Origin of the sequence: Paenibacillus sp. RU5M (genome assembly GCF_900221055.1) — a bacterium.
Classification (GTDB): Bacteria; Bacillota; Bacilli; order Paenibacillales; family Paenibacillaceae; genus Paenibacillus; species Paenibacillus marchantiae.
Genome location: NZ_OBQM01000003.1, coordinates 471,590 through 490,868 on the forward strand (window position 1 = coordinate 471,590; position 19,279 = coordinate 490,868).

17 protein-coding genes are annotated in these 19,279 nt (G+C 43.5%); 16 read left to right on the top strand and 1 reads right to left on the bottom strand.

Annotated elements, in window-relative coordinates; translation table 11 throughout:
* The 15 genes from CRO25_RS12710 to CRO25_RS12775 all read left to right on the top strand — a co-directional run bounded on the left by CRO25_RS12710 (window position 1) and on the right by CRO25_RS12775 (window position 15,440).
* Window positions 1-1,305 (top strand): hypothetical protein, encoded by a 1,305-nt coding sequence (locus tag CRO25_RS12710; RefSeq protein WP_079695225.1) that lies wholly within the window; start codon window positions 1-3, stop codon window positions 1,303-1,305.
* Between the two features lie 8 nt (window positions 1,306-1,313).
* A complete protein-coding gene (locus CRO25_RS12715) occupies window positions 1,314-2,465 on the top strand; it encodes a glycosyltransferase (RefSeq protein ID WP_079695226.1) in 1,152 nt (383 codons plus the stop codon).
* 14 nt (window positions 2,466-2,479) lie between these two features.
* Window positions 2,480-3,565, top strand: a complete 1,086-nt coding sequence (locus tag CRO25_RS12720; RefSeq protein ID WP_179132159.1) for a glycosyltransferase family 1 protein — start codon at window positions 2,480-2,482, stop codon at window positions 3,563-3,565.
* Window positions 3,566-3,746: 181 nt separating this feature from the next.
* On the top strand, window positions 3,747-4,643 hold the full coding sequence (locus CRO25_RS12725; RefSeq protein WP_079695228.1) for a glycosyltransferase: 897 nt from the start codon (window positions 3,747-3,749) through the stop codon (window positions 4,641-4,643).
* Window positions 4,643-6,028: a lipopolysaccharide biosynthesis protein gene (locus tag CRO25_RS12730; protein WP_079695229.1), complete on the top strand. Its 1,386-nt coding sequence runs from the start codon at window positions 4,643-4,645 to the stop codon at window positions 6,026-6,028. The genes CRO25_RS12725 and CRO25_RS12730 overlap by 1 nt, the downstream gene beginning before the upstream one ends.
* Window positions 6,021-6,995, top strand: coding sequence for a polysaccharide pyruvyl transferase family protein (locus CRO25_RS12735; RefSeq protein ID WP_257018590.1), 975 nt, complete (start codon window positions 6,021-6,023; stop codon window positions 6,993-6,995). Before CRO25_RS12730 ends, CRO25_RS12735 begins: the two co-directional genes overlap by 8 nt.
* 31 nt (window positions 6,996-7,026) lie before the next feature.
* Window positions 7,027-8,415, top strand: a complete 1,389-nt coding sequence (locus CRO25_RS12740; protein WP_079695231.1) for a sugar phosphate nucleotidyltransferase — start codon at window positions 7,027-7,029, stop codon at window positions 8,413-8,415.
* Window positions 8,412-9,743: a UDP-glucose/GDP-mannose dehydrogenase family protein gene (locus CRO25_RS12745; RefSeq protein WP_079695232.1), complete on the top strand. Its 1,332-nt coding sequence runs from the start codon at window positions 8,412-8,414 to the stop codon at window positions 9,741-9,743. The genes CRO25_RS12740 and CRO25_RS12745 overlap by 4 nt, the downstream gene beginning before the upstream one ends.
* Before the next feature lie 39 nt (window positions 9,744-9,782).
* On the top strand, window positions 9,783-10,700 hold the full coding sequence (locus tag CRO25_RS12750) for an LCP family protein (protein WP_063564500.1): 918 nt from the start codon (window positions 9,783-9,785) through the stop codon (window positions 10,698-10,700).
* Window positions 10,701-10,744: 44 nt separating this feature from the next.
* Window positions 10,745-11,311, top strand: coding sequence for a VanZ family protein (locus CRO25_RS12755; protein ID WP_179132160.1), 567 nt, complete (start codon window positions 10,745-10,747; stop codon window positions 11,309-11,311).
* A gap of 87 nt (window positions 11,312-11,398) precedes the next feature.
* Window positions 11,399-11,917: a hypothetical protein gene (locus CRO25_RS12760; RefSeq protein ID WP_079695234.1), complete on the top strand. Its 519-nt coding sequence runs from the start codon at window positions 11,399-11,401 to the stop codon at window positions 11,915-11,917.
* A 243-nt stretch (window positions 11,918-12,160) separates the two neighbouring features.
* Entirely contained in the window at window positions 12,161-12,412 is a 252-nt protein-coding gene (locus tag CRO25_RS32930) for a hypothetical protein (RefSeq protein WP_064640103.1), read from the top strand.
* Window positions 12,413-12,444: 32 nt separating this feature from the next.
* Window positions 12,445-13,353 (top strand): ABC transporter ATP-binding protein, encoded by a 909-nt coding sequence (locus CRO25_RS12765; RefSeq protein ID WP_064640101.1) that lies wholly within the window; start codon window positions 12,445-12,447, stop codon window positions 13,351-13,353.
* The gene (locus CRO25_RS12770; RefSeq protein ID WP_079695235.1) at window positions 13,346-14,140 is read left to right on the top strand and encodes an ABC transporter permease; all 795 of its coding nucleotides are present in this window, start codon (window positions 13,346-13,348) and stop codon (window positions 14,138-14,140) included. Before CRO25_RS12765 ends, CRO25_RS12770 begins: the two co-directional genes overlap by 8 nt.
* Window positions 14,141-14,342: 202 nt before the next feature.
* Complete coding sequence (locus CRO25_RS12775) at window positions 14,343-15,440, top strand: AI-2E family transporter (protein ID WP_063564495.1); 1,098 nt, start codon at window positions 14,343-14,345, stop codon at window positions 15,438-15,440.
* A gap of 349 nt (window positions 15,441-15,789) precedes the next feature.
* Here CRO25_RS12775 and CRO25_RS12780 read toward each other — a convergent pair whose 3' ends face one another.
* Complete coding sequence (locus CRO25_RS12780; RefSeq protein ID WP_063564494.1) at window positions 15,790-17,133, bottom strand: hemolysin family protein; 1,344 nt, start codon at window positions 17,131-17,133, stop codon at window positions 15,790-15,792.
* Between the two features lie 376 nt (window positions 17,134-17,509).
* Here CRO25_RS12780 and cls point away from each other — a divergent pair, with 376 nt between their 5' ends.
* The gene (gene cls, locus CRO25_RS12785; protein ID WP_079695236.1) at window positions 17,510-18,949 is read left to right on the top strand and encodes a cardiolipin synthase; all 1,440 of its coding nucleotides are present in this window, start codon (window positions 17,510-17,512) and stop codon (window positions 18,947-18,949) included.
* The last annotated feature ends 330 nt before the right edge of the window (window positions 18,950-19,279 follow it).

Sequence of the window (19,279 nt, forward strand, 5' to 3'; positions counted from 1 at the left end):
ATGCAAACTATTTCTATGAATGCAGGAAAACCTATATACGTCACAGCTAATGCTGAATCAGAGGGCTCACTGTTTAAGAAAATGGTTCATATTTTGATGATTTATCTGGCTTGTTATGGTCTCGTCTCCATATATGTTGATAACATTATTATTCGTTCACTGAAAGATTTGGGCATGCTCTTGATGGCCGTATTTGCTTTAAGTAAAGTATATCGAAGTCAACACAAGTTCGTTGTTCTTTTTCTATTCCTGTTTGGCTCAATTATGGTTATTGGTTCCATGAGTCTGTTACTTGGTGGAAGTATCGTCACTTGGGTCTATGGGGTGAAGGTTACTTTTTTACCGATGATGATGATGTTTGCCGGAATGTATATTGCTAAGCTTAAGGCAACATATGCGTTTGCCCGAACGAATCTAATTATTCTGTTCTTACTGATTGCTGGCTGGTTGATACAATATTCACTGGGAATAGAAAAGCTAATCTCGTTAGGCTTCGTCTACGGTGTAAATATCAAACACTATCTGGAAGGTGTGCCCCGCCTGAATTCCATCACCATTTCACCAGATAGTTATGCTTATGCTCTTTTGATTACTGGATTAATTGCTGAAAGAACTCGATTGGCTGAGAAGCATCGGCTGTTCCGCATATTCATTCAACTATTGACCATCAGCTTTTTATTGTTATCTACGATTCGATCTGCTCTAGTTTTCTGGATTGTTTATCAAATTGTAATATTTATTCTCCGTGTACGAAAATATAACCCCAATAACATGCTGCTACTGGCTGGCGTTTTTATGCTAATTCCAGCAGTTGCTGTGTTTGGGGTTCGATTGATGGATAACTATAACCTGCTCTCTATCAACTCCATGCTCGTGCGATTTCAGAGCTGGGGTTCCTATCTCACGTCACCATTCTCGATGGCAGGAGTCATTGGAAATGGTCTTGGTTCTGTAGGTGCTGCCAGTCGCCGAACACATATGCTTGGTTTGCAATCTAGAGATTATCCAGTGGATAACCAATATTTCTCTTTTTATGAGCAAACGGGATGGATTGGTATTATTTATCTAGTCGTGTTGATTTTGTGGATCACGGCATGCCTTGTTAAAAGAATGAAACGGCTACCTGTCTCTGACACTATGGGCCTTCCACAGATGGCTATTGCGCTTGGTATAGGAGTTGCAGCAGCAAGTTTTACGACTAATGTACTTGAACTGTTCCCTAGTAATGTATCAATATGGATTGTAATTGGCATGGCTCTCTTTCAGCAACACCAAGAAAATGAAATACCATTGCAAAGTAGGTGAACGGATAAATGAAGATTTTGCATATAGGGGAATACGTTGTTGGTGGTGTGGCGACCTATTTGAACGAGCTGGTTGCATACCAACGTCGTCATTTCGATGTATATCTATTAATGAGTGACTATAATTCGGCTTCTGATTTTGATTTGGAGCCGGATCACATTCTGCGTTATGAGTATACACGCCACCCCAAATATTTTTTCGCGGCGATGAGACAAATTCACCAAGCTATTAAGCGTATTCAACCAGATATTATTCATATTCATAGCTCATTTGCGGGGATGCTCGCAAGGGGCTTGTTTTTTATTTTCCCACAAAAATCCAGCGTTTTTTATTGTTCCCATGGTTGGTCCTTTTTAATGGATACCAAGCCTCTGCATAAAAAGGCTTATTTCATGATAGAGAAAGTATTGGAATTCAAAACGGATTTTATCATTAATATTTCAAAATACGAATTGGAGCAGTCCGTCCGGTTGGGAATGTCTCCTTCCAAATCCAGGTTCGTTTATAGTGGCTTGCGGGAGAAAAAAACAATTAATCAGCCTGGACATTCTAATCAAGCCGTTTGGAACCATTCGGAAGAAGAAGAAGTTATTCAGTTACTGTTTGTGGGCCGATATGACCGACAGAAGGGACTGGATATCCTTCTTGATGTATTGGGCAAACATCCTGAGATTCAGAAGCTGATCCGACTGTACGTTATCGGTGATAGTGTACTGGAAAATAATGAGTGGCATTTTCCGGATAATGTCGTTCGTCTGGGATGGGTTGATAACGCGGATATTGACCGTTACTATCAGCAATGCGATGCCGTGATTTTGCCATCCAGATGGGAAGGATTGCCTCTAGTTGCACTAGAGGCAATGAAGAACCGTAAAGCGGTAATCGCAAGCAATAGATCCTCTTTACCGGAGCTGGTTTCGCATGAAGTGAACGGTTATATCTTTGACCTTGATCATCCAGAAGAGTTAATGGAAATCCTGTTGAAGTTACAGAAAAAAACACTTGTCACTATGGGAGAAATCGGGTGCGGCATATACAAGGAAAGATTTAGCGCGGATCGTATGAATGAAGAGTTCGTAAGCCTCTATTACGAGGCGAGAAACATGGATGTTAATTTTAAGGATGCTCATGTGGCCTCACATTCAAAAAATTATAAGTAGAAATGGAGACTGGCATGATTAAAACAATATACATTAATGCACGCTTTCTTACTCAGACCGTTACTGGAGTGCAGCGGTATGCCATTGAACTTGTGAAAGAAATTGACAAATTAATTGATATCGGTGAAGTGGATGGAACGAGATACGAATTCTGTTTACTGTCTCCTTCCAACGTCATTACCAAGCTTGATTTAAAGCATATCCGTCATAAGGTGATTGGTAAATTCAAGGGTCATCTGTGGGAGCAACTCGATCTTCCGCTGTATTCCCGGGGAGGATTGCTGATTAATCTATGTAATACAGGTCCTGCTTTCAAGCGAAATCAGGTAGTTACGATCCACGATGCATCAGTATTTAGTTATCCGAAAGCATTCTCGTTTGCATTCCGCTCATGGTACCAGTTTTTGACGGTTAGACTAGGGAAAATATCCAAAGAGATTATTACGGTATCCCACTTTTCCAAGGGAGAACTGATTCAACATTGCAAAATTGCAGCACAGAAGGTATCCGTTACTCACTTGGGTATTGATCATATCCATCACAGGCAGGCTGCTGAAGGAACACTTGAGAAATATGGAATTAATTCGCCATACGTCCTGGCTGTGAGTACGATGAATCCCTATAAAAATTTTAAGCTGATTCTAGAGATATTGCCTGAGGTTAAGGCCCAAAATTTGAGCGTTGTTATTGTCGGATCCAAAAATAGTAAGGTATTCAGCAATCAGGAGCTGACTGAATCGGATGGGGTAAATTGGGTAGGGTACGTGTCGGATGAAGAATTAAAAGCGTTGTACGAACATGCGGCTGGCTTCATTTTCCCATCGTTGTACGAAGGATTTGGGTTGCCACCGCTGGAGGCAATGGCCTTGGGCTGCCCAGTAATCGTTTCCTCTCGTGGTTCCATTCCGGAAGTGTGCGGTGATGCAGGGCTGTATTTCGATCCACTTCATCCACAGGAAGCTGCTGCGCGTCTGGTCGAGATTACGTCCGATCGGGAACTTGGCCGGCAATTATCTACCAAAGGTAGGGAGCATTCGGCCCTCTTTTCGTGGAACAAATGTGCCAAAGATACAGTTAGCATTATCATGAATACAGTATAAAGAAACGTTAAATTGAATTTGCCCATGGAAAATATTCAGAATCCCTGCTTAGGCTCATGCCATATTTTCGCAGATGCCTGTGGATGGTCAAGACTGGGGCAATCCTGATATATGGGTGCACCGTAGTCAATTTAGTCAACCCGTTGGCATGAACGGAAAAATGCATATTTGGGGTGAGAAGATGAGGGCTTCAATAGCCATTTGTACACATAACCGAGGAAACGATACTATGCAAGCAATTGATAGTTTGTTGAAAGGTGATGCAGAAAACGAATCATATGAAATTCTTGTTATCGATAACTGTTCTACGGATAATACCAAAGTACTGTTTGATTCTTTAGATTTCCCCCCACATGTTCGCTATATTTTAGAGCCACAGTTGGGACTATCTTATGCAAGGAACAGGGCCATTGAAGAAGCGCAAGGAGAGTTTGTATTGTTTCTGGATGATGACGCTTTGGCTTCTTCCTCATGGATCGCAGAAATCGTAAAAATATATGATATGGACCCCGCAATTGGCTGCGTTGGTGGAAAAATTGTACCTATTTGGGAGGGGGGCAAGCCAGAATGGATTCCGGATGATCTTGTAAGTTTGTATACTCTATTGGATTTTTCGGACAGTGTTGTTGAGATGAACGCCCCACATATTCCTTTTGGAGCCAACGTATCTTTCAGGAAGAGCGTATTCAAGCAGATAGAACCTTTTAGAACAGATTTAGGACGTATAGGCAACAACCTGTTATCAGGGGAAGAGAGTGACCTTATTGAACGTATTCGAGTGCATTATAAGGTTTATTACAATCCATATGCAATAGTAGAACATAAAATCGCAAAAAGCAGACTAAACAAACGTTGGTTGCTGCGCCGAGTCTATTGGCAAGGGATTAGTGACGCAACCCAGCACCATAAAAGTACATGGGGCATTCTTAAACACCTGTTTATAATCTCATTGGCATCTGTATACATCCTTGTTTCAATGAATAACGTTAAAAAGGTAACCCGAGGTATGGCGAAAATATCTTATCGAAACGGAAGTATCGTAGGATCTTTTCGAAAAAGTAAAGGAATGAATGCCTAATGAGCCTAGCTATAGCACCTGCCTCGAGGCAGTATAGCATATTCCAAACCATTCTTATGACGAGCTTTGCCAATATTCTCATTATGGCTGCAACGACGTTTACTTCCATTATGACTGCTCGGATGTTTGGGGTGACAGGAAGAGGTGAACTTTCTGCTGTATTGTTCTGGCCCTCATTTTTGTCCGGACTTGCTGCCTTTGGGTTGCCGACCTCGTTGATCTTTAATGTGAAGAGAAATCAACATCAGCTTTCGACTTATATAGGAATGAGTTTTGCCTTGCAGATACCTATCAGCTTAGTGGTAGGATTAATCAGCTGGTGGGGCATCTCGTTCTGGCTTGATGGATATTCGGATTCGATCGTTAATATAGCCCGTTGGTATACGGTCCTTATGGTTCCATTATTGCTCCTTATGGGTGTTCTTGCTGCAGCTGCCCAAGGCACTGAACGATTCAAAATTTACAACCTTTCACGTCTACTTGTACCGCTTTTGAACTTAGTAGGCCTGCTTGTGATGTGGGCTTCCAGTACACTCACGGTGGAACGCGCCATTATGACAAGCTTGGTAGCTACCCTTCTCGTTTTGAGCCTGTACATGTATATAATGCGGAAGCAAATTTTCGATTCGTTCAGTCGATTAGTACATCAATTTAAGGCATGTGTGCATCTATTCAGTTATGGCATTCGTGTGTATGGTGTGGAGGTATTAGGAACGCTCTACACACAGTTTGACAAGATTATTATTATTACTCTACTAACACCGCGTGATTTTGGCTTGTATTCAGTTGTTTTTGCTTTATCGAGAATGTTCGATGTGGTACAAAACGCGATTACGAACGTCATTTTTCCAAAAGTAGCGGGTAAAGAGAAGGACCAAGTGCTTTTACTGGTAGGCAGGGCTTTTCGAATTAGCATGGTTCTAATGACGATTATCATTATCCCAAGCATATTTATTGGGCGTTTTTTTATTGGCCTTTTGTTTGGAGAGGAATTTTTGCAAGCTAGCAACGTTTTTTATTTGCTTTCTTTTGAATGTATTGTTGGCGGTGGCTCTTGGATTCTCGCTTCAGCGTTTAATGCACTAGGAAGGCCAGGCGTTATCTTACTGAGACAGGCTTGCGCCCTTGTTGTGACGGTTACGTTGTTTTTCGTACTTACCCCTAAATTTGGTTTGACTGGTATTGGAATTGCTTTGTTAACCGGATCGGTGGTCCGCATTTTGATGTCTCTGATCTCAATCTCCATTCTGTTTAAACTTCCAGTACGCAGTATGCTTTACGATAAGGAAGACATCTCATTCCTGAAGCAAAAAATCAGAGAGAAAAATCCATTCAAAGGAGCTCGGAAAGATGCCAAACGTGCAACAGACTCATCCAATGGATGAGCTGAAACAGCGATTAAAGCAAATTTTGGAGGTCATTCCTCCAAACTCAAAAATCTTATATATCGATTATCCCGTCCACAGTAATTGTGGAGACCTTTTAATTATGAAAGGAACCGAGGCTTTTTTCAAGGAGCATCAGATTAAGGTTACTAAAAGATACAGTGTCTATGATTTTAACGAAAAGTTGGAGATCCCTAAGGATCACATTCTTGTTCTACATGGTGGAGGGAATTTTGGGGATTTATATGAAATGCATCAAAATCTACGAGAAAGAATCGTCAAGAATTATCCTCATCACCGTATAGTGCTATTACCTCAAACTGTTTTTTATAATAATGAAGATGCTCTGCAAAGGACCGTCTCCATATTCAATAAACATGACGACCTGCACCTGTATCTTAGAGATGAAAAATCCTTCCAACTTGTGACCAAGCATTTCCCTAACTGCAAGGTGAGGCTTATGCCTGATATGGCACATCAGCTCTGGCCAATTAAGGTCAATTATGTGCCGAGAAAAGAACGATTGAACTTTTTACGGATGGACATTGAAGCTAACTCGGAACAATTCTCTGTCACTTCACAAATGCAGGGAGATTCTCTGGACTGGGCTACTTTGTATAACAGGTATGAAAGAAAACTGGTGCAATATGCAGGTGGGGGACTTCGCAGGTGTAAAGGGAGTACCCTGTTGCAGATTGGATGGAAAATATACAGTGATTACTTGGTGAATAAATCCATTCGCCGCTTTGCAAATTATGAGGTTATCTACACCTCCAGACTACACGGTCACATCCTTTCCTGTTTGATGGCGAAGTCGAATGTGCTGATTGATAACTCCTACGGAAAAAATTCAGGATACTATCAGCTCTGGACACATAAAGTCAATACGGCTAACATGGCTGGATCCTCCAAAAGCAGGGCGTCTGTGGAGCAGGGATATAGGGAAACACAAACTGCAACGCTATAAAGCCAAATAAACTAGGAGTGGAGTGATAACCATGAGAATCGTACTTCTCTCCGGTGGATCAGGCAAGAGGTTATGGCCCTTATCCAACGATACGAGATCGAAGCAGTTTCTGAAAGTACTGGAGGGCCCTGAAGGGCAGACGGAATCCATGGTTCAACGGGTATGGAGGCAACTGCAGCATACGGGATTAGGCGAACAGGCCACGATTGCAACGAGCAAGCCGCAGGTGGAAATTTTACGGAGTCAACTGGGCGATGAGGTTGAGCTTGTCGTAGAGCCAGAACGCAGAGATACCTTTCCCGCGATTGCCTTGGCAGCTGTTTATCTGTACTCGGTACAGGGCGTCAGTCTGAACGAAACGGTTGCTGTACTTCCCGTTGATCCATATGTGGAGGAATCCTTTTTCTATAAAGTTACGGAGCTTGAAGGAGTGTTGGATGAGTCTGGTGCGGAGCTCGCACTAATCGGGGTAAAGCCCACTTATCCTTCGGAGAAATACGGTTATATTATTCCTGATACACATGAAACCGAAAAACATAACCATTACGCCAAAGTATCACGTTTTCAAGAAAAACCCTGTGAGACTGAAGCGGCAGAGATGATAGAGCAATCTGCCCTTTGGAATTGCGGGGTTTTTGCATTCAAGCTGAACTATCTGATTAATCTGCTGATCTCCCTTGAACTGCCAATTCAGTATGAAGAGATGCTCAAACAATACGGAAGATTACAGAAAATTAGCTTTGATTATCAAGTAGTCGAAAAAGCCAGTCACATTGTGGTTACACCTTATGAGGGATATTGGAAAGATCTCGGTACATGGAATACGCTGACGGACGAAATGAGTACCCATATTGTGGGCAAAGGTGTAATGACGAATAGCTCGGTAAACACACATCTGATCAATGAGTTGAATATTCCGGTGTGTGTGCTGGGAGTATCCAACCTTATTGTTGCGACCAGTCCGGATGGAATTCTGGTTAGTGAGAAAGAGGCAAGTCCACAGATTAAAGAGATTCTTAAGGATGATAATCAACGTCCTATGTATGAGGAACGCCGCTGGGGTTGTTACAAGGTGCTTGATTACACGCGTAATGCCAGAGGAGAAGAGGTATTAACCAAACGCATTATTGTTGGGGCAGATAAGAATTTTTCTTATCAATACCATCTCAAACGAAATGAAGTATGGACAGTTGTTTCGGGACAGGGCGAACTGATTCTGGATGGTGAACTGAGATTGCTTAATCAAGGGGATGTTATCTCCATTCTGGCAGGTAGTAAACACAGTGTGAAAGCCGTAACCGAACTTGAAATCATTGAAGTTCAGATGGGCAGTGAGCTGGTGGAAGAGGATATCGTGCGAATCGAGATGGAATGGACAGATATTATCCAAAATTGCGTGAATTGGGGGAAAACAAGATGAATATTGCGGTGATTGGAACAGGGTATGTAGGTCTTGTATCGGGAGTATGCTTTTCGGAGATCGGCAACCAAGTCATCTGTGTGGACAACAATGAGGCCAAAGTAGAGATGCTCAACGAGGGCAACGTGCCCATCTATGAGCCTGGCCTCAAAGAGTTGATGGCTTCCAACATGCAAGCAGGCAAACTATCATTCACCTCCAATATTGCTGAAGCGATTAGCCAGTCGGATATTATCTTTATCGCTGTAGGCACGCCTTCTCTTCCGAGCGGAGAAGCCAACCTGAGCTATGTGGAGCAAGTAGCTATAGAGATTGGAAGTCACATTGAAAGCTACAAAATTATCGTGACCAAAAGCACCGTTCCTGTAGGCACCAATGATCGTGTCCGTGAGCTGATTAGCAGTATTTCATCTCAGCCTTTCGATGTGGCTTCTGTTCCCGAATTCCTCCGGGAAGGATCTGCGGTCAAGGATACGCTGAATCCTGACCGGATTGTCATTGGAACAGACAGTGATCGGGCGATTAAAACACTGAAGAAACTTCATCGGCCATTGACCGAGAACCTGATCATTACGGATATTCGATCAGCCGAAATGATTAAATATGCTTCCAATGCATTTCTCGCAACCAAAATCTCATTCATTAATGAAATCTCGAATATATGTGAAAAAGTAGGAGCCGACGTTACAAGAGTAGCCGAAGGCATGGGCTATGATAAGCGTATAGGAGCTTCCTTTTTGAAGGCAGGCATTGGTTATGGAGGTTCATGCTTTCCAAAAGATACACAGGCTTTAATTCAGATCGCAGGCATGGTCGATTATGATTTCAGACTGTTAAAATCCGTTGTCCAAGTAAACCAAGATCAGCGTTTACATGTCATTCACAAACTGGAAGAGGCGCTGGGATCTTTAAAAGGAAAAACAATTGCTGTCTGGGGGTTAGCTTTTAAACCGGAGACAGATGACGTGCGGGATGCTCCAGCGATCGATATCATTCAGCATTTAAGTGATGCTGGAGCAGTCATTAAGGCCTACGATCCCATCGCAACTGCGAATTTCCGTAAAGAGGTAGATGTCGCCTCCATCACGTGGGAAGAGCATCCACTTCACGCTGCGGAAGGAGCAGACGCTTTGTGCGTTTTGACTGAATGGAAGGAATTCGCTCATATCGATTTGAATGAACTGGTCAAAATCATGAAGGATCCAATTATGATTGATGGTCGTAATTTGTATAGTGCTGAACAGGTGCAGGCGTCTAATCTTCAATATTATTCGGTAGGTCGTCCGGGTTTGACGAAGCTGGAAGGGAAAGCGGCAGCAATCATTTAACCGCTATTCATCATCTTGAATGTGAGTGAGGAAGAACACATGAAAAAGTGGATGAAAGTTACCATCTGGATTGTTTCCTTGTTTGTAGTTGTTGTGTTTGGTTATGCCATATATCTCTATCAATCCGTTAAATCAACCGCTGACCAAATCTATGAGCCCCGGAATCCTGTAAAGCCCGTCTCGGTCACAGATAGCAGAGGTGGGCTACCAGTGGATATCAACAGTAAAGAGCCTTTTAATGCACTTATTCTTGGCGTGGATGAGCGTCCTAATGATCGAGGGCGCTCGGATACGATGATTGTACTGAGTGTGAACCCAGGGAAAAAACAAGTGCTCATGTTTAATATTCCAAGGGATACAAGGACAGACATTGTGGGACACAATACAGTAGATAAGATCAATCATGCTTATGCCTTCGGAGGCGTGGACATGTCGGTAAATACCGTTGAGCAATTTTTGGGAGTCCCCATTCATTATTATATGAAAGTGGATATGGAGGGCTTTGCCAAAATCATTGACCTGGTCGGAGGCGTGGATGTAAATAATCCTTTTGCATTTGATTATGAGGGCCAGAGTTATGATCAAGGGAATATTCATCTGGACGGTGTTGCTGCGCTCGGTTTTTCAAGAATGCGCTATGATGACCCGAAAGGGGATTTGGGTCGTAATGATCGACAGCGTGAGGTTCTGAAGCAGATGCTTAAGAATACGATGCAATTCTCCAGTGTACTTCATATCCAGAATATGCTTGATGAACTAGGTACTCATGTCAGAACGGATGTTACTTTTGATGAGATGAAGGAACTTCTCCTTGATTATCGTAATGATCTGGAGAATGTAGATACGGTGGAGATCAAGGGTAAAGGCGAGAAAATCAATGGGATTTATTATTACATCGTGGATCAGCAGGAAAAAGATCGCATTCACGGAATAATTGAAGAACATTTGGAGAAATAAACAAAAATAATGAAAGGCTTATGAAAGTGGTGAGGACCTTGCTTATGGAGGAGGATTACGGGAAACGAAGGCATAAGCATAGACGTAAACAACGACCTTTTGTTTATATCTTGTCACTGCTGCTGATTGCGGCCTGGGTTTTGGTGATTTGGCACTTTTCGACCCAATCTTATCAGCAGCAGACCATCCAGCCTTGGCTGCATAAATGGTCTGAAAAGGTGAAGATCGGATTTGCACTACCAGATGTGAAATTCACATACGGTGAGCTTGATTATTCCTTAAGACAACGACCGTATGATTTTGTTGAGTTCATATTTCGGAAAAGTGCACATTTATTTGTATATGCTGTGCTGGCGGTGCTTATCTATGGTGGGCTGAGATACAGGAAAATGCGGATGTTCACTTGTATCGCTGCTGCCCTGGCCGTAGTAGCGGTTATCGCCTCCATTGATGAATATATTCAGCAGTTCAGCCCTAACCGGACGAGTTCAATCCGTGATGTCGGCGTGGATCTGCTTGGCGGATGTGGCGGAATTGCCTTATATATGGGGGTTAATGTCGTTTTCAGAAGATTCAGGTCTCCAAGGCGATCGTCAGTAAAAAGAAAGTGATTTCCCAGGAAATGCTGCTCGCCAGTTCCCGCTTCTACTTGCTTGCCATCCATCATAAGTATGGAAGTAGGACAAGGGGGGCGGGGTATGCTGCGAAGAAGGAACCGGAATGCGTTACTTAAAAAGATCGGATTCATAGCACTTGTGCTGCTGCTGTTGTGGCTCATAGGCAGAACCATCCCATATCTGTTTCGTGCGGATGCACCAGATGAAGCTGCTGCCATTGCCCAGGAGTTTTACAAATATGAGCAGACGGGTGATTTCGGCAGTTCATGGGAGTTGTTTCATCCATTGATGAAAGAACGTTTTCCCAAAAGCGCTTATTTACAGTCGAGAGCGCATATCTTCATGCAGCATTTTGGGGTGGAAACCTTTGATCTGGAGATGGAAAAACCAGAGCGAGAGTTTGACGTTACGGTAATTGATGGCGTTAAGCCATTTGCAGAGGCATATCGCATTGGTGTTACCCAGAAGTTTACGGGAACCTTTGGTCAATTTAAAATCGTGCAGAATTGTTATATCGTAAAGGATGGGGACGATTGGACATTGCTTTGGTATTATCCGAAGAATGGAGATACCGAGACTCAGCATGACAAAACTGAATGATAGTGTTAACCCATACTATGTGCCGAATTGTATCATTTGTACTTGAAAAGGCTCTATGAATGCGAGACTTTAGTCGCATTTATAGAGCTTTTTTTGCATTTCATTTCTTTTTAAACCTTTAAGGGGTTGACATTAGTCCCGGTGTCAAGTAAATTACGAGTTGGATACAAAATGTATCAAAATTCAGCGTCTAACGACAAATAACAGGGACTTCAATGCTCCTTGTGAGGGGAAGGAATATCATTGATTGAAACGGACCGCTTTTACTGTGTCAGTTGTGGGATGATTGTGTCGGTCGCTAGGGGCTCTGTCGAACTAAAGGAAGAGGACTGTGGAGGCAATCACGTATTTCGCACCGGATTTTATCGGAGTGAGATGCCGCTTGGATGCTGTGAAGCGTGTGTAGTTCAAACGAAACGTCAGGGGAAATCCCAGTTTGCGGGACAATATACTAAAGATTATGATACACTATCTTCATATGAGAAGCGGGCATGATGTGAATGCCCGTTGATGAAGGAGGAAATGGAATGCAGCAGGAGCCGGTCGTCCGTCTTCAGGGCGTCAGTAAAATCATCTCCTCCCGATCATTGGTCAGTGACCTGACTCTGGATATTTCTCCGGGGCAGGTTTTTGGTTTTTTAGGACCCAATGGGGCGGGGAAAACAACAACGATTCGAATGATGGTAGGGCTGATGTCCATCAGTCAAGGAGATATCATCATCTCGGGACACAGTGTAAAGAATGAATTTGAACAGGCCATCGCTCAGGTTGGGGCTATTGTCGAGAATCCAGAAATGTACAAGTTTCTGACCGGATATCAAAATCTCGTTCACTTTGCCCGGATGTCACCTGGTATTACGAAAGAACGCATTGCCGAGACGATTGAACGTGTTGGGCTTACAGCACGCATTCATGACAAGGTAAAGACCTATTCTCTGGGTATGCGCCAGCGTCTGGGCGTGGCCCAAGCCATATTACATAAACCAAAGTTGTTGGTATTGGATGAACCCACCAATGGGCTCGATCCACAGGGAATACGGGAACTTAGGGATTATTTGCGTCAGCTCTGTCAGGAGGAAGGGATCACCGTCTTTGTATCCAGCCACTTGTTGTCGGAGATGGAATTGATGTGTGATACCGTTGCGATTATCCAAAATGGCAAATTGATTGATGTGAGAAATCTCAGAGCTGAGGCGGGAGCAGACGTACTTACTGAAGTTGCTTTTGAGGTAAATGATGCTCCACGTGCAGCCGAACTAATTAGCGAAGCTACAGTTCAGGGCAATGCCATTGTGATTCGTTTATCCCGTGAGCAGATTCCGGACTTGAATGCGAGGCTGGTCAGTGAAGGGTTCCAGGTATACGGTATCCGTAGCGTAACCCATACGCTGGAAGATCAATTTTTGCAGGTGACTGGGGGCGGAAGCATTGGGTAATTTCGGCAATCTCATTATGAATGAAAACATGAAAATTTTCCGTCGTCCGCGTACTTGGATTATGTTATCTATTCTGGCATTAATTTCGCTGTTGATGCCGGTTCTGCTCAATGAAGGCATGGGGTCCAGTGAAGTTCCATACTGGCAAGCAGCTATTACTACCGTTCAGGTCGTCTTTTTCCTGAATACTATCTTCTGTGTCGTCATTGCAGCCGAAGCGGTGGCCGGAGAGTTCACTTGGGGAACCATTAAACTACTGTTGATTCGTCCGTGGTCACGCAGCAAAATACTGGCATCCAAATATTTGTCCGTGATTGGATTCAGTATTCTGAGTACGTTACTTGTTGTTATTATGGCAACCGTAATGTCGTATATGCTGTTCTCCCATTCCTTAACTCCGGATGGAAACGGTGCTTCTGCATCACACGCATTTGCACTATGGGGATATCTGTACGTGGACTTGTTTATTACGCTCGCTATTGCCTTTATGGTCTCCTCCGTGTTTCGTTCGGGAGCTCTGGCCATCGGTTTGTCTCTATTTATCATGTTTACACAGAATTTGTTCTCATTGATCTTCAATCCCGTTCGTTATGAATGGGCCAAGTATGTTCTGTTCAATAACATGGATCTCAGTCGGTATATGGATCCAGTGACGGACTTTAGTATGTTTGATGGTGGGAATACAGGCATGACACTTGGCTTTTCTGTTGCTGTGCTAGCTGTATATTATGTTGTTTTCATGTTGATCTCATGGGTTGTATTCAACAAAAGAGATGTGGCAGGCTAATCGCCTGCTTCTTTTTTTTACCCAATTTCTCCTTCAGGATGGAAAAGAGAGTATATTCAGCATTCGCTGTGGCATGACTAGCATTTAAGGGTACATATAATCATACATAAGAATACGGCTTGGAATGGAACACGCTGTCCAAGCTGTATTAAGTTGCATGACATACATATTATCGCCGCAGTCGTATTTGGCAGAGCAGCGTATGGAGGGATCACGTTTCTTGATAAACAACAAGTTTTACCGTATATGCACAGCAATTATTTTGCTGCTGCTCATCGTGTATTTGGGGGATAAAGTCAACTTTATTTTCAGCCCCCTGACCTCGCTGATTCACATCATCATTATTCCGCTGCTGATTGCTGGTTTCTTCTATTATCTGCTGCGTCCGCTCGTCGACTATATGGAACGGCACAAAATGAAACGTGCACTGTCAGTCCTTATTATTTACGTGGTGATTGCGCTGATTATGGCAGGATTCAGTGTGCTTGTATGGCCTTCACTGCGTGAACAACTGTTGAATTTTGTGGAGAATGCCCCGGTACTGGTTACATCGCTCAGTGATCAGTTGGCTGAATTCGAAAAGAGTGGTTTCCTTTCAAAATATATACCTGAGGATTCCGATCTGTTCTCACGCTTCTCCGATTTTCTAAGTCAAGGCATTGCCCAGGTAACGGATTATGTATCCGGATTGTTTTCTGTCGTATCTAATCTGGTCATCATTCTGGCGACGTTCCCGATCATGCTGTATTACATGCTCAAGGAAGGCAGCAAATTTGGAACTAATCTTACACTGTTGCTCCCGAGACGTTACCGTAAAGATGGAGAAGAGACGGTACATGAAATCGATGAAGCTTTGAGCAGCTACATTGTAGGTCGTGTCATTGTCAATGTAGCCTTGGGCATCCTGATGTATATTGGTTTTCTCTTTCTCGGTTTGCCATATGCATTACTCCTGACGGCCGTATCCATTATTCTGAACTTCATTCCTTATGTAGGGGCTCTGCTGGCAGCCATTCCTGTCGTCATTGTGGGGTTCATTGAATCACCTTCAATGGCGATCTGGTCGCTTGTCATCATTGTTATCGCTCAGCAAATTCAGGATAATCTGATCTCTCCTTATGTCTATGGCAAACAGTTGGACATTCATCCGTTGACTACCGTCATCTTACTGCTTGTAGGTGCAGACCTGGGGAACATTCTTGGGATGATTATCGTTATTCCGTTATATATGATCATCAAAATTATTTTCCGGAAGATTCAGAATCGAATCGTCGAAGACAAGGCAGATCCAGCCAATTAATTCAACTAAGGTGCTAACAACTCTAGGCACCTTATCGTGTGAATTAGCATGAGTGGCCAAGGCTAACGAACTTCAGGGTCTCTTTTACGCAGGAAAAATGCGAAAGGACCAGCAGATCAAGGCATTAGAGTGTCTGCGATTCGTTAAACTGTTGTAACAGTGAAAATAGGGCCAATAGAACGTGCTCGATTCGTTAGATATTCGCCGCGAGAGCGAACTATGCTAAACAGCAAGTATCGCTAACCGCGACTCATCCCAATACGCCTGCCATATGAAAAAGGTGGTATCCATCATCTTCACGACGATGGACACCACCTTTTAGTGTATCTATATTGAAGAAGCGAGTTTATTAATTCGTCTCGTCTTCATCAGTGTAGTCGGACATGGTCAGCGGTTCCTTAGGAACAACGGCGACTTTGTAGAAGCGATTTTTGTCTTTTTCCAGCAACACAAAGGTGAGATTCTCGAACTCATATTCTTCCTGTTCATTCATCTCTGGACGATGGCTATAAAGCCATCCGCCAATGGTATCCCATTCGTCAGCATCCAGGTTTGACGTGAACATATCGTTTACTTTGGACAAGGACACCTTGCCATCCATAATGACATAGTTTTCATTGATAACCTGAATATCCTCCACTTCGTCTGCGTCGAACTCATCCCGAATTTCTCCGACAATCTGTTCAAGCACATCCTCAATCGTTACAATCCCGGAAGTACCTCCATACTCATCGACCAGCACGGCAATATGCACGCCGTCTTTCTGCATTTTCTTGAGCAGGTCCTTGACCGGAGTCGTTTCGTGAACAGCCGATACCGGCTGAATGAGGGAAGACAGATCGACAGGTTCTTCGTTCCCGTACAACTCCAGGAAAAATTGTTTGGTATTTATGATACCGATAATATCGTCTTTGCTCTCATTTACTACTGGAAAACGGGTGTATTGTTCTTGACGGATAATATCCAGGTTTTCCTCGTTCGATCTATTGACATAAAGGCAGACCATATCAGTCCGGGGTACCATGATTTCTTTGGCAAGCATCTCATCAAAAGCAAAAATTCGGCTTACATATCCGAACTCGGCTTGGTTGATTTTGCCGCTCTCAAAGCTTTCATTAATGATAAACTGTAATTCTTCTTCGGAGTGTGCATCTTCATGCTCCGATGCAGGTTTGATTCCGAACAACTTGACCAGTTGATTCGCTGAGCTGTTTAACAGCCAGATAAAAGGATACATAATTCGGTTAAACCAGATGATAGGTGTAGACGTCAGCAGAGCAACGGCTTCGGCTTTACGGATTGCAATCGTTTTAGGTGCAAGTTCGCCAACTACCACATGCAAATACGTGATGGCAACAAACGCAATAACAAACGATAAGAATGAAGAAACTGCCTCAGGCATGTTCATGCTTTCGAACACAGGGTGGAGAATTTTCTCTACCGTGGGTTCTCCCAGCCAGCCCAGTCCCAGAGATGTAATCGTGATACCCAACTGACAGGCGGACAAATATCCATCCAGGTTGGCAACGGCTTGTTTAACAGCCAAGGCACGCTTGTTTCCTTCTGCAATCATTTGGTCAATCCGGCTCGGACGAATCCGTACCAGAGCGAACTCCACTGCAACAAAAAACGCCGAAAGTCCTATCAAAAATGCAACCAATACTAAATTTAACGCATACCTCTCACTTTCCATTAACTAGTCTTCTCCTTTAAGTAATAAGTTTTTAACGAATATTATATCTAATTTTACGTAAGAAGACCACCTTCCAATCAAGAAAAGAGGAAGAGTCTGGAAGGCAGAGTATGCGAAATGGCGATGGAGTGCTGATCCGCAGACTGGAATGAATCATATGTAGAGGGGAACACAGTCAGAATATACAACGCCAAAGCATGGCAAGAACTGGCTGAGCACTGTTACAGATGCGCTATGTATGTAAAATTTTATCTAAGCAAGCGTTACGAACAGTGCATACATTGGGTATCTAATGATTAGCTAAAGGCTTTATCGTCAAAGCTTGTACAGTGAGAGAGAACGGCAAGGTTACACCTTGCCATGAGGAGGAAGCCGAATGTTTTGGCTGGTCATTATATTGCTCGTATTTACTTTTCAGGCAGCCACCATTCTGTTGCTGGAATTCCGTAATCCGGCGAAAGCTGTGGCATGGCTTTTTATTTTATTCTGTGTACCCTTGATCGGCTTTGTTGTGTATTATTTTGTCGCCCAGGACTACAGCAAACGCAAGAAGGTCCGTAAGGGCGGTTCGCGAATCTTTCGGGAAATACGGGAAACGATCTGGGAGCAGGCTCATATTGTCGAGCATGCAGATCAGATGTCTGGCAGCCGATATAATCATCAGCATCGTTTGTTCAACCTGCTGTCACACCTGTCTGAGAGCCCAATTACAGGTTGCAATCGGAGTCAAGTACTGACGAATGGTGAAGAGACATTTGAAGCCATGTTGAGGGCAATGGAACAGGCAGAGCACCATCTGCATGTTGAATTTTATATTTTTCGGGATGATGTCATCAGTACAAAGTTTCAGGACGTGATGATTCGCAAGGCGAAAGAAGGCGTCAAAGTGCGTTTGATCTGCGATGGACTCGGCAGTCACAAGATGAGCTGGAGCTTTATCCGCAAGTTTCAGGACGCAGGCGTGGAGTTTCATTATTTTCTGCCGCCGCTCATTGCAACGATTGACCGAAGGGTGAATTACCGGAATCACCGTAAAATTGTTGTGGTGGATGGAAGGATTGGATTCGTGGGTGGAATTAATATAGGTGATGATTATCTCGGACAATATCCGGAGGTTGGATTCTGGCGCGATACCCATGTACAGATTGAAGGAGATGCCGTATATTTCCTGCAAAATACGTTCTTGAACGACTGGAAACTTGCTTCCGGCGAGCAGATTACAGAGCCTCAACTGACAGAGCTGTTCCCTCCACATAATTGCAGCGGGGAAGAGCGGATTCAGATTCTGGCCAGCGGGCCGGATCAGGACTGGGATGCCATTCAAGAAATGTGCTTTGGGGCGATTTCCGTGGCATGCGAACGCATATACATCACAACACCCTATTTCATTCCGGACCCCGCATTGTATGAAGCGATTAAGACGGCTGCCGTGAGTGGGGTAGATGTGAAAATCATCATTCCTTATCAATCGGATTCCCGGCTTGTGCACTTGGCCTCACTGTCCTATGTCGAAGAACTGTTGCGTGCGGGAGTGAAATTCTATCAATATCGCAAAGGTTTTGTGCATGCCAAGGTCCTGATTGTGGATGATTTGCTTGCGACGGTAGGCACAGCCAATATGGATATGCGGAGCTTTTTCTGCAATTTCGAGTTGACCGCTGTGTTGTTCGAAAAATCATCCATGGAACGGCTGACCGAGGATTTTGAACGTGATTTGGATGAATGCAGCCAGATTGACGTGAAGGTGTTTCAGCAGCGTTCACGGTGGCAAAAAGGGGCAGAAATGCTTTCTCGCATGCTTTCTCCGCTGCTTTAGCCGTTATAGGGCGGATTTCTCAAGATAAGTTCACTTTTTGTGAATTTATCTTCTTTTTGCTAACTATTTTGCTCAAATTTGATCTTTTATGATATAATGTTTATATAAATTATGTCTTGGCGAAGGAGGGGAGTCTGCGGGAAAACAGGCTCCCTTTTGCTCTCTTTTGGAAGTGTCAACCGGAATTAAGACATACTTGAATACATTTCATATAGCCTTTAGGTGCTTTTATAACGGGGTGCATATAGCGTTGGGACGGTGTTGTTCCTCTGTATGTAGGGTTCCTCTGGGGTACTTAAATGATTTATGAAATGGATTCACATCTTGATC

Bases quoted from the DNA above. Each gene is read 5' to 3' on its own strand.
- CRO25_RS12710 (WP_079695225.1), top strand. From the start codon at position 1: ATGCAAACTATTTCTATGAATGCAGGAAAACCTATATACGTCACAGCT.
- CRO25_RS12715 (WP_079695226.1), top strand. From the start codon at position 1,314: ATGAAGATTTTGCATATAGGGGAATACGTTGTTGGTGGTGTGGCGACC.
- CRO25_RS12720 (WP_179132159.1), top strand. From the start codon at position 2,480: ATGATTAAAACAATATACATTAATGCACGCTTTCTTACTCAGACCGTT.
- CRO25_RS12725 (WP_079695228.1), top strand. From the start codon at position 3,747: ATGAGGGCTTCAATAGCCATTTGTACACATAACCGAGGAAACGATACT.
- CRO25_RS12730 (WP_079695229.1), top strand. From the start codon at position 4,643: ATGAGCCTAGCTATAGCACCTGCCTCGAGGCAGTATAGCATATTCCAA.
- CRO25_RS12735 (WP_257018590.1), top strand. From the start codon at position 6,021: ATGGATGAGCTGAAACAGCGATTAAAGCAAATTTTGGAGGTCATTCCT.
- CRO25_RS12740 (WP_079695231.1), top strand. From the start codon at position 7,027: ATGAGAATCGTACTTCTCTCCGGTGGATCAGGCAAGAGGTTATGGCCC.
- CRO25_RS12745 (WP_079695232.1), top strand. From the start codon at position 8,412: ATGAATATTGCGGTGATTGGAACAGGGTATGTAGGTCTTGTATCGGGA.
- CRO25_RS12750 (WP_063564500.1), top strand. From the start codon at position 9,783: ATGAAAAAGTGGATGAAAGTTACCATCTGGATTGTTTCCTTGTTTGTA.
- CRO25_RS12755 (WP_179132160.1), top strand. From the start codon at position 10,745: ATGGAGGAGGATTACGGGAAACGAAGGCATAAGCATAGACGTAAACAA.
- CRO25_RS12760 (WP_079695234.1), top strand. From the start codon at position 11,399: ATGCTGCGAAGAAGGAACCGGAATGCGTTACTTAAAAAGATCGGATTC.
- CRO25_RS12765 (WP_064640101.1), top strand. From the start codon at position 12,445: ATGCAGCAGGAGCCGGTCGTCCGTCTTCAGGGCGTCAGTAAAATCATC.
- CRO25_RS12775 (WP_063564495.1), top strand. From the start codon at position 14,343: ATGGAGGGATCACGTTTCTTGATAAACAACAAGTTTTACCGTATATGC.
- CRO25_RS12780 (WP_063564494.1), bottom strand. From the start codon at position 17,133: ATGGAAAGTGAGAGGTATGCGTTAAATTTAGTATTGGTTGCATTTTTG.
- cls (WP_079695236.1), top strand. From the start codon at position 17,510: ATGTTTTGGCTGGTCATTATATTGCTCGTATTTACTTTTCAGGCAGCC.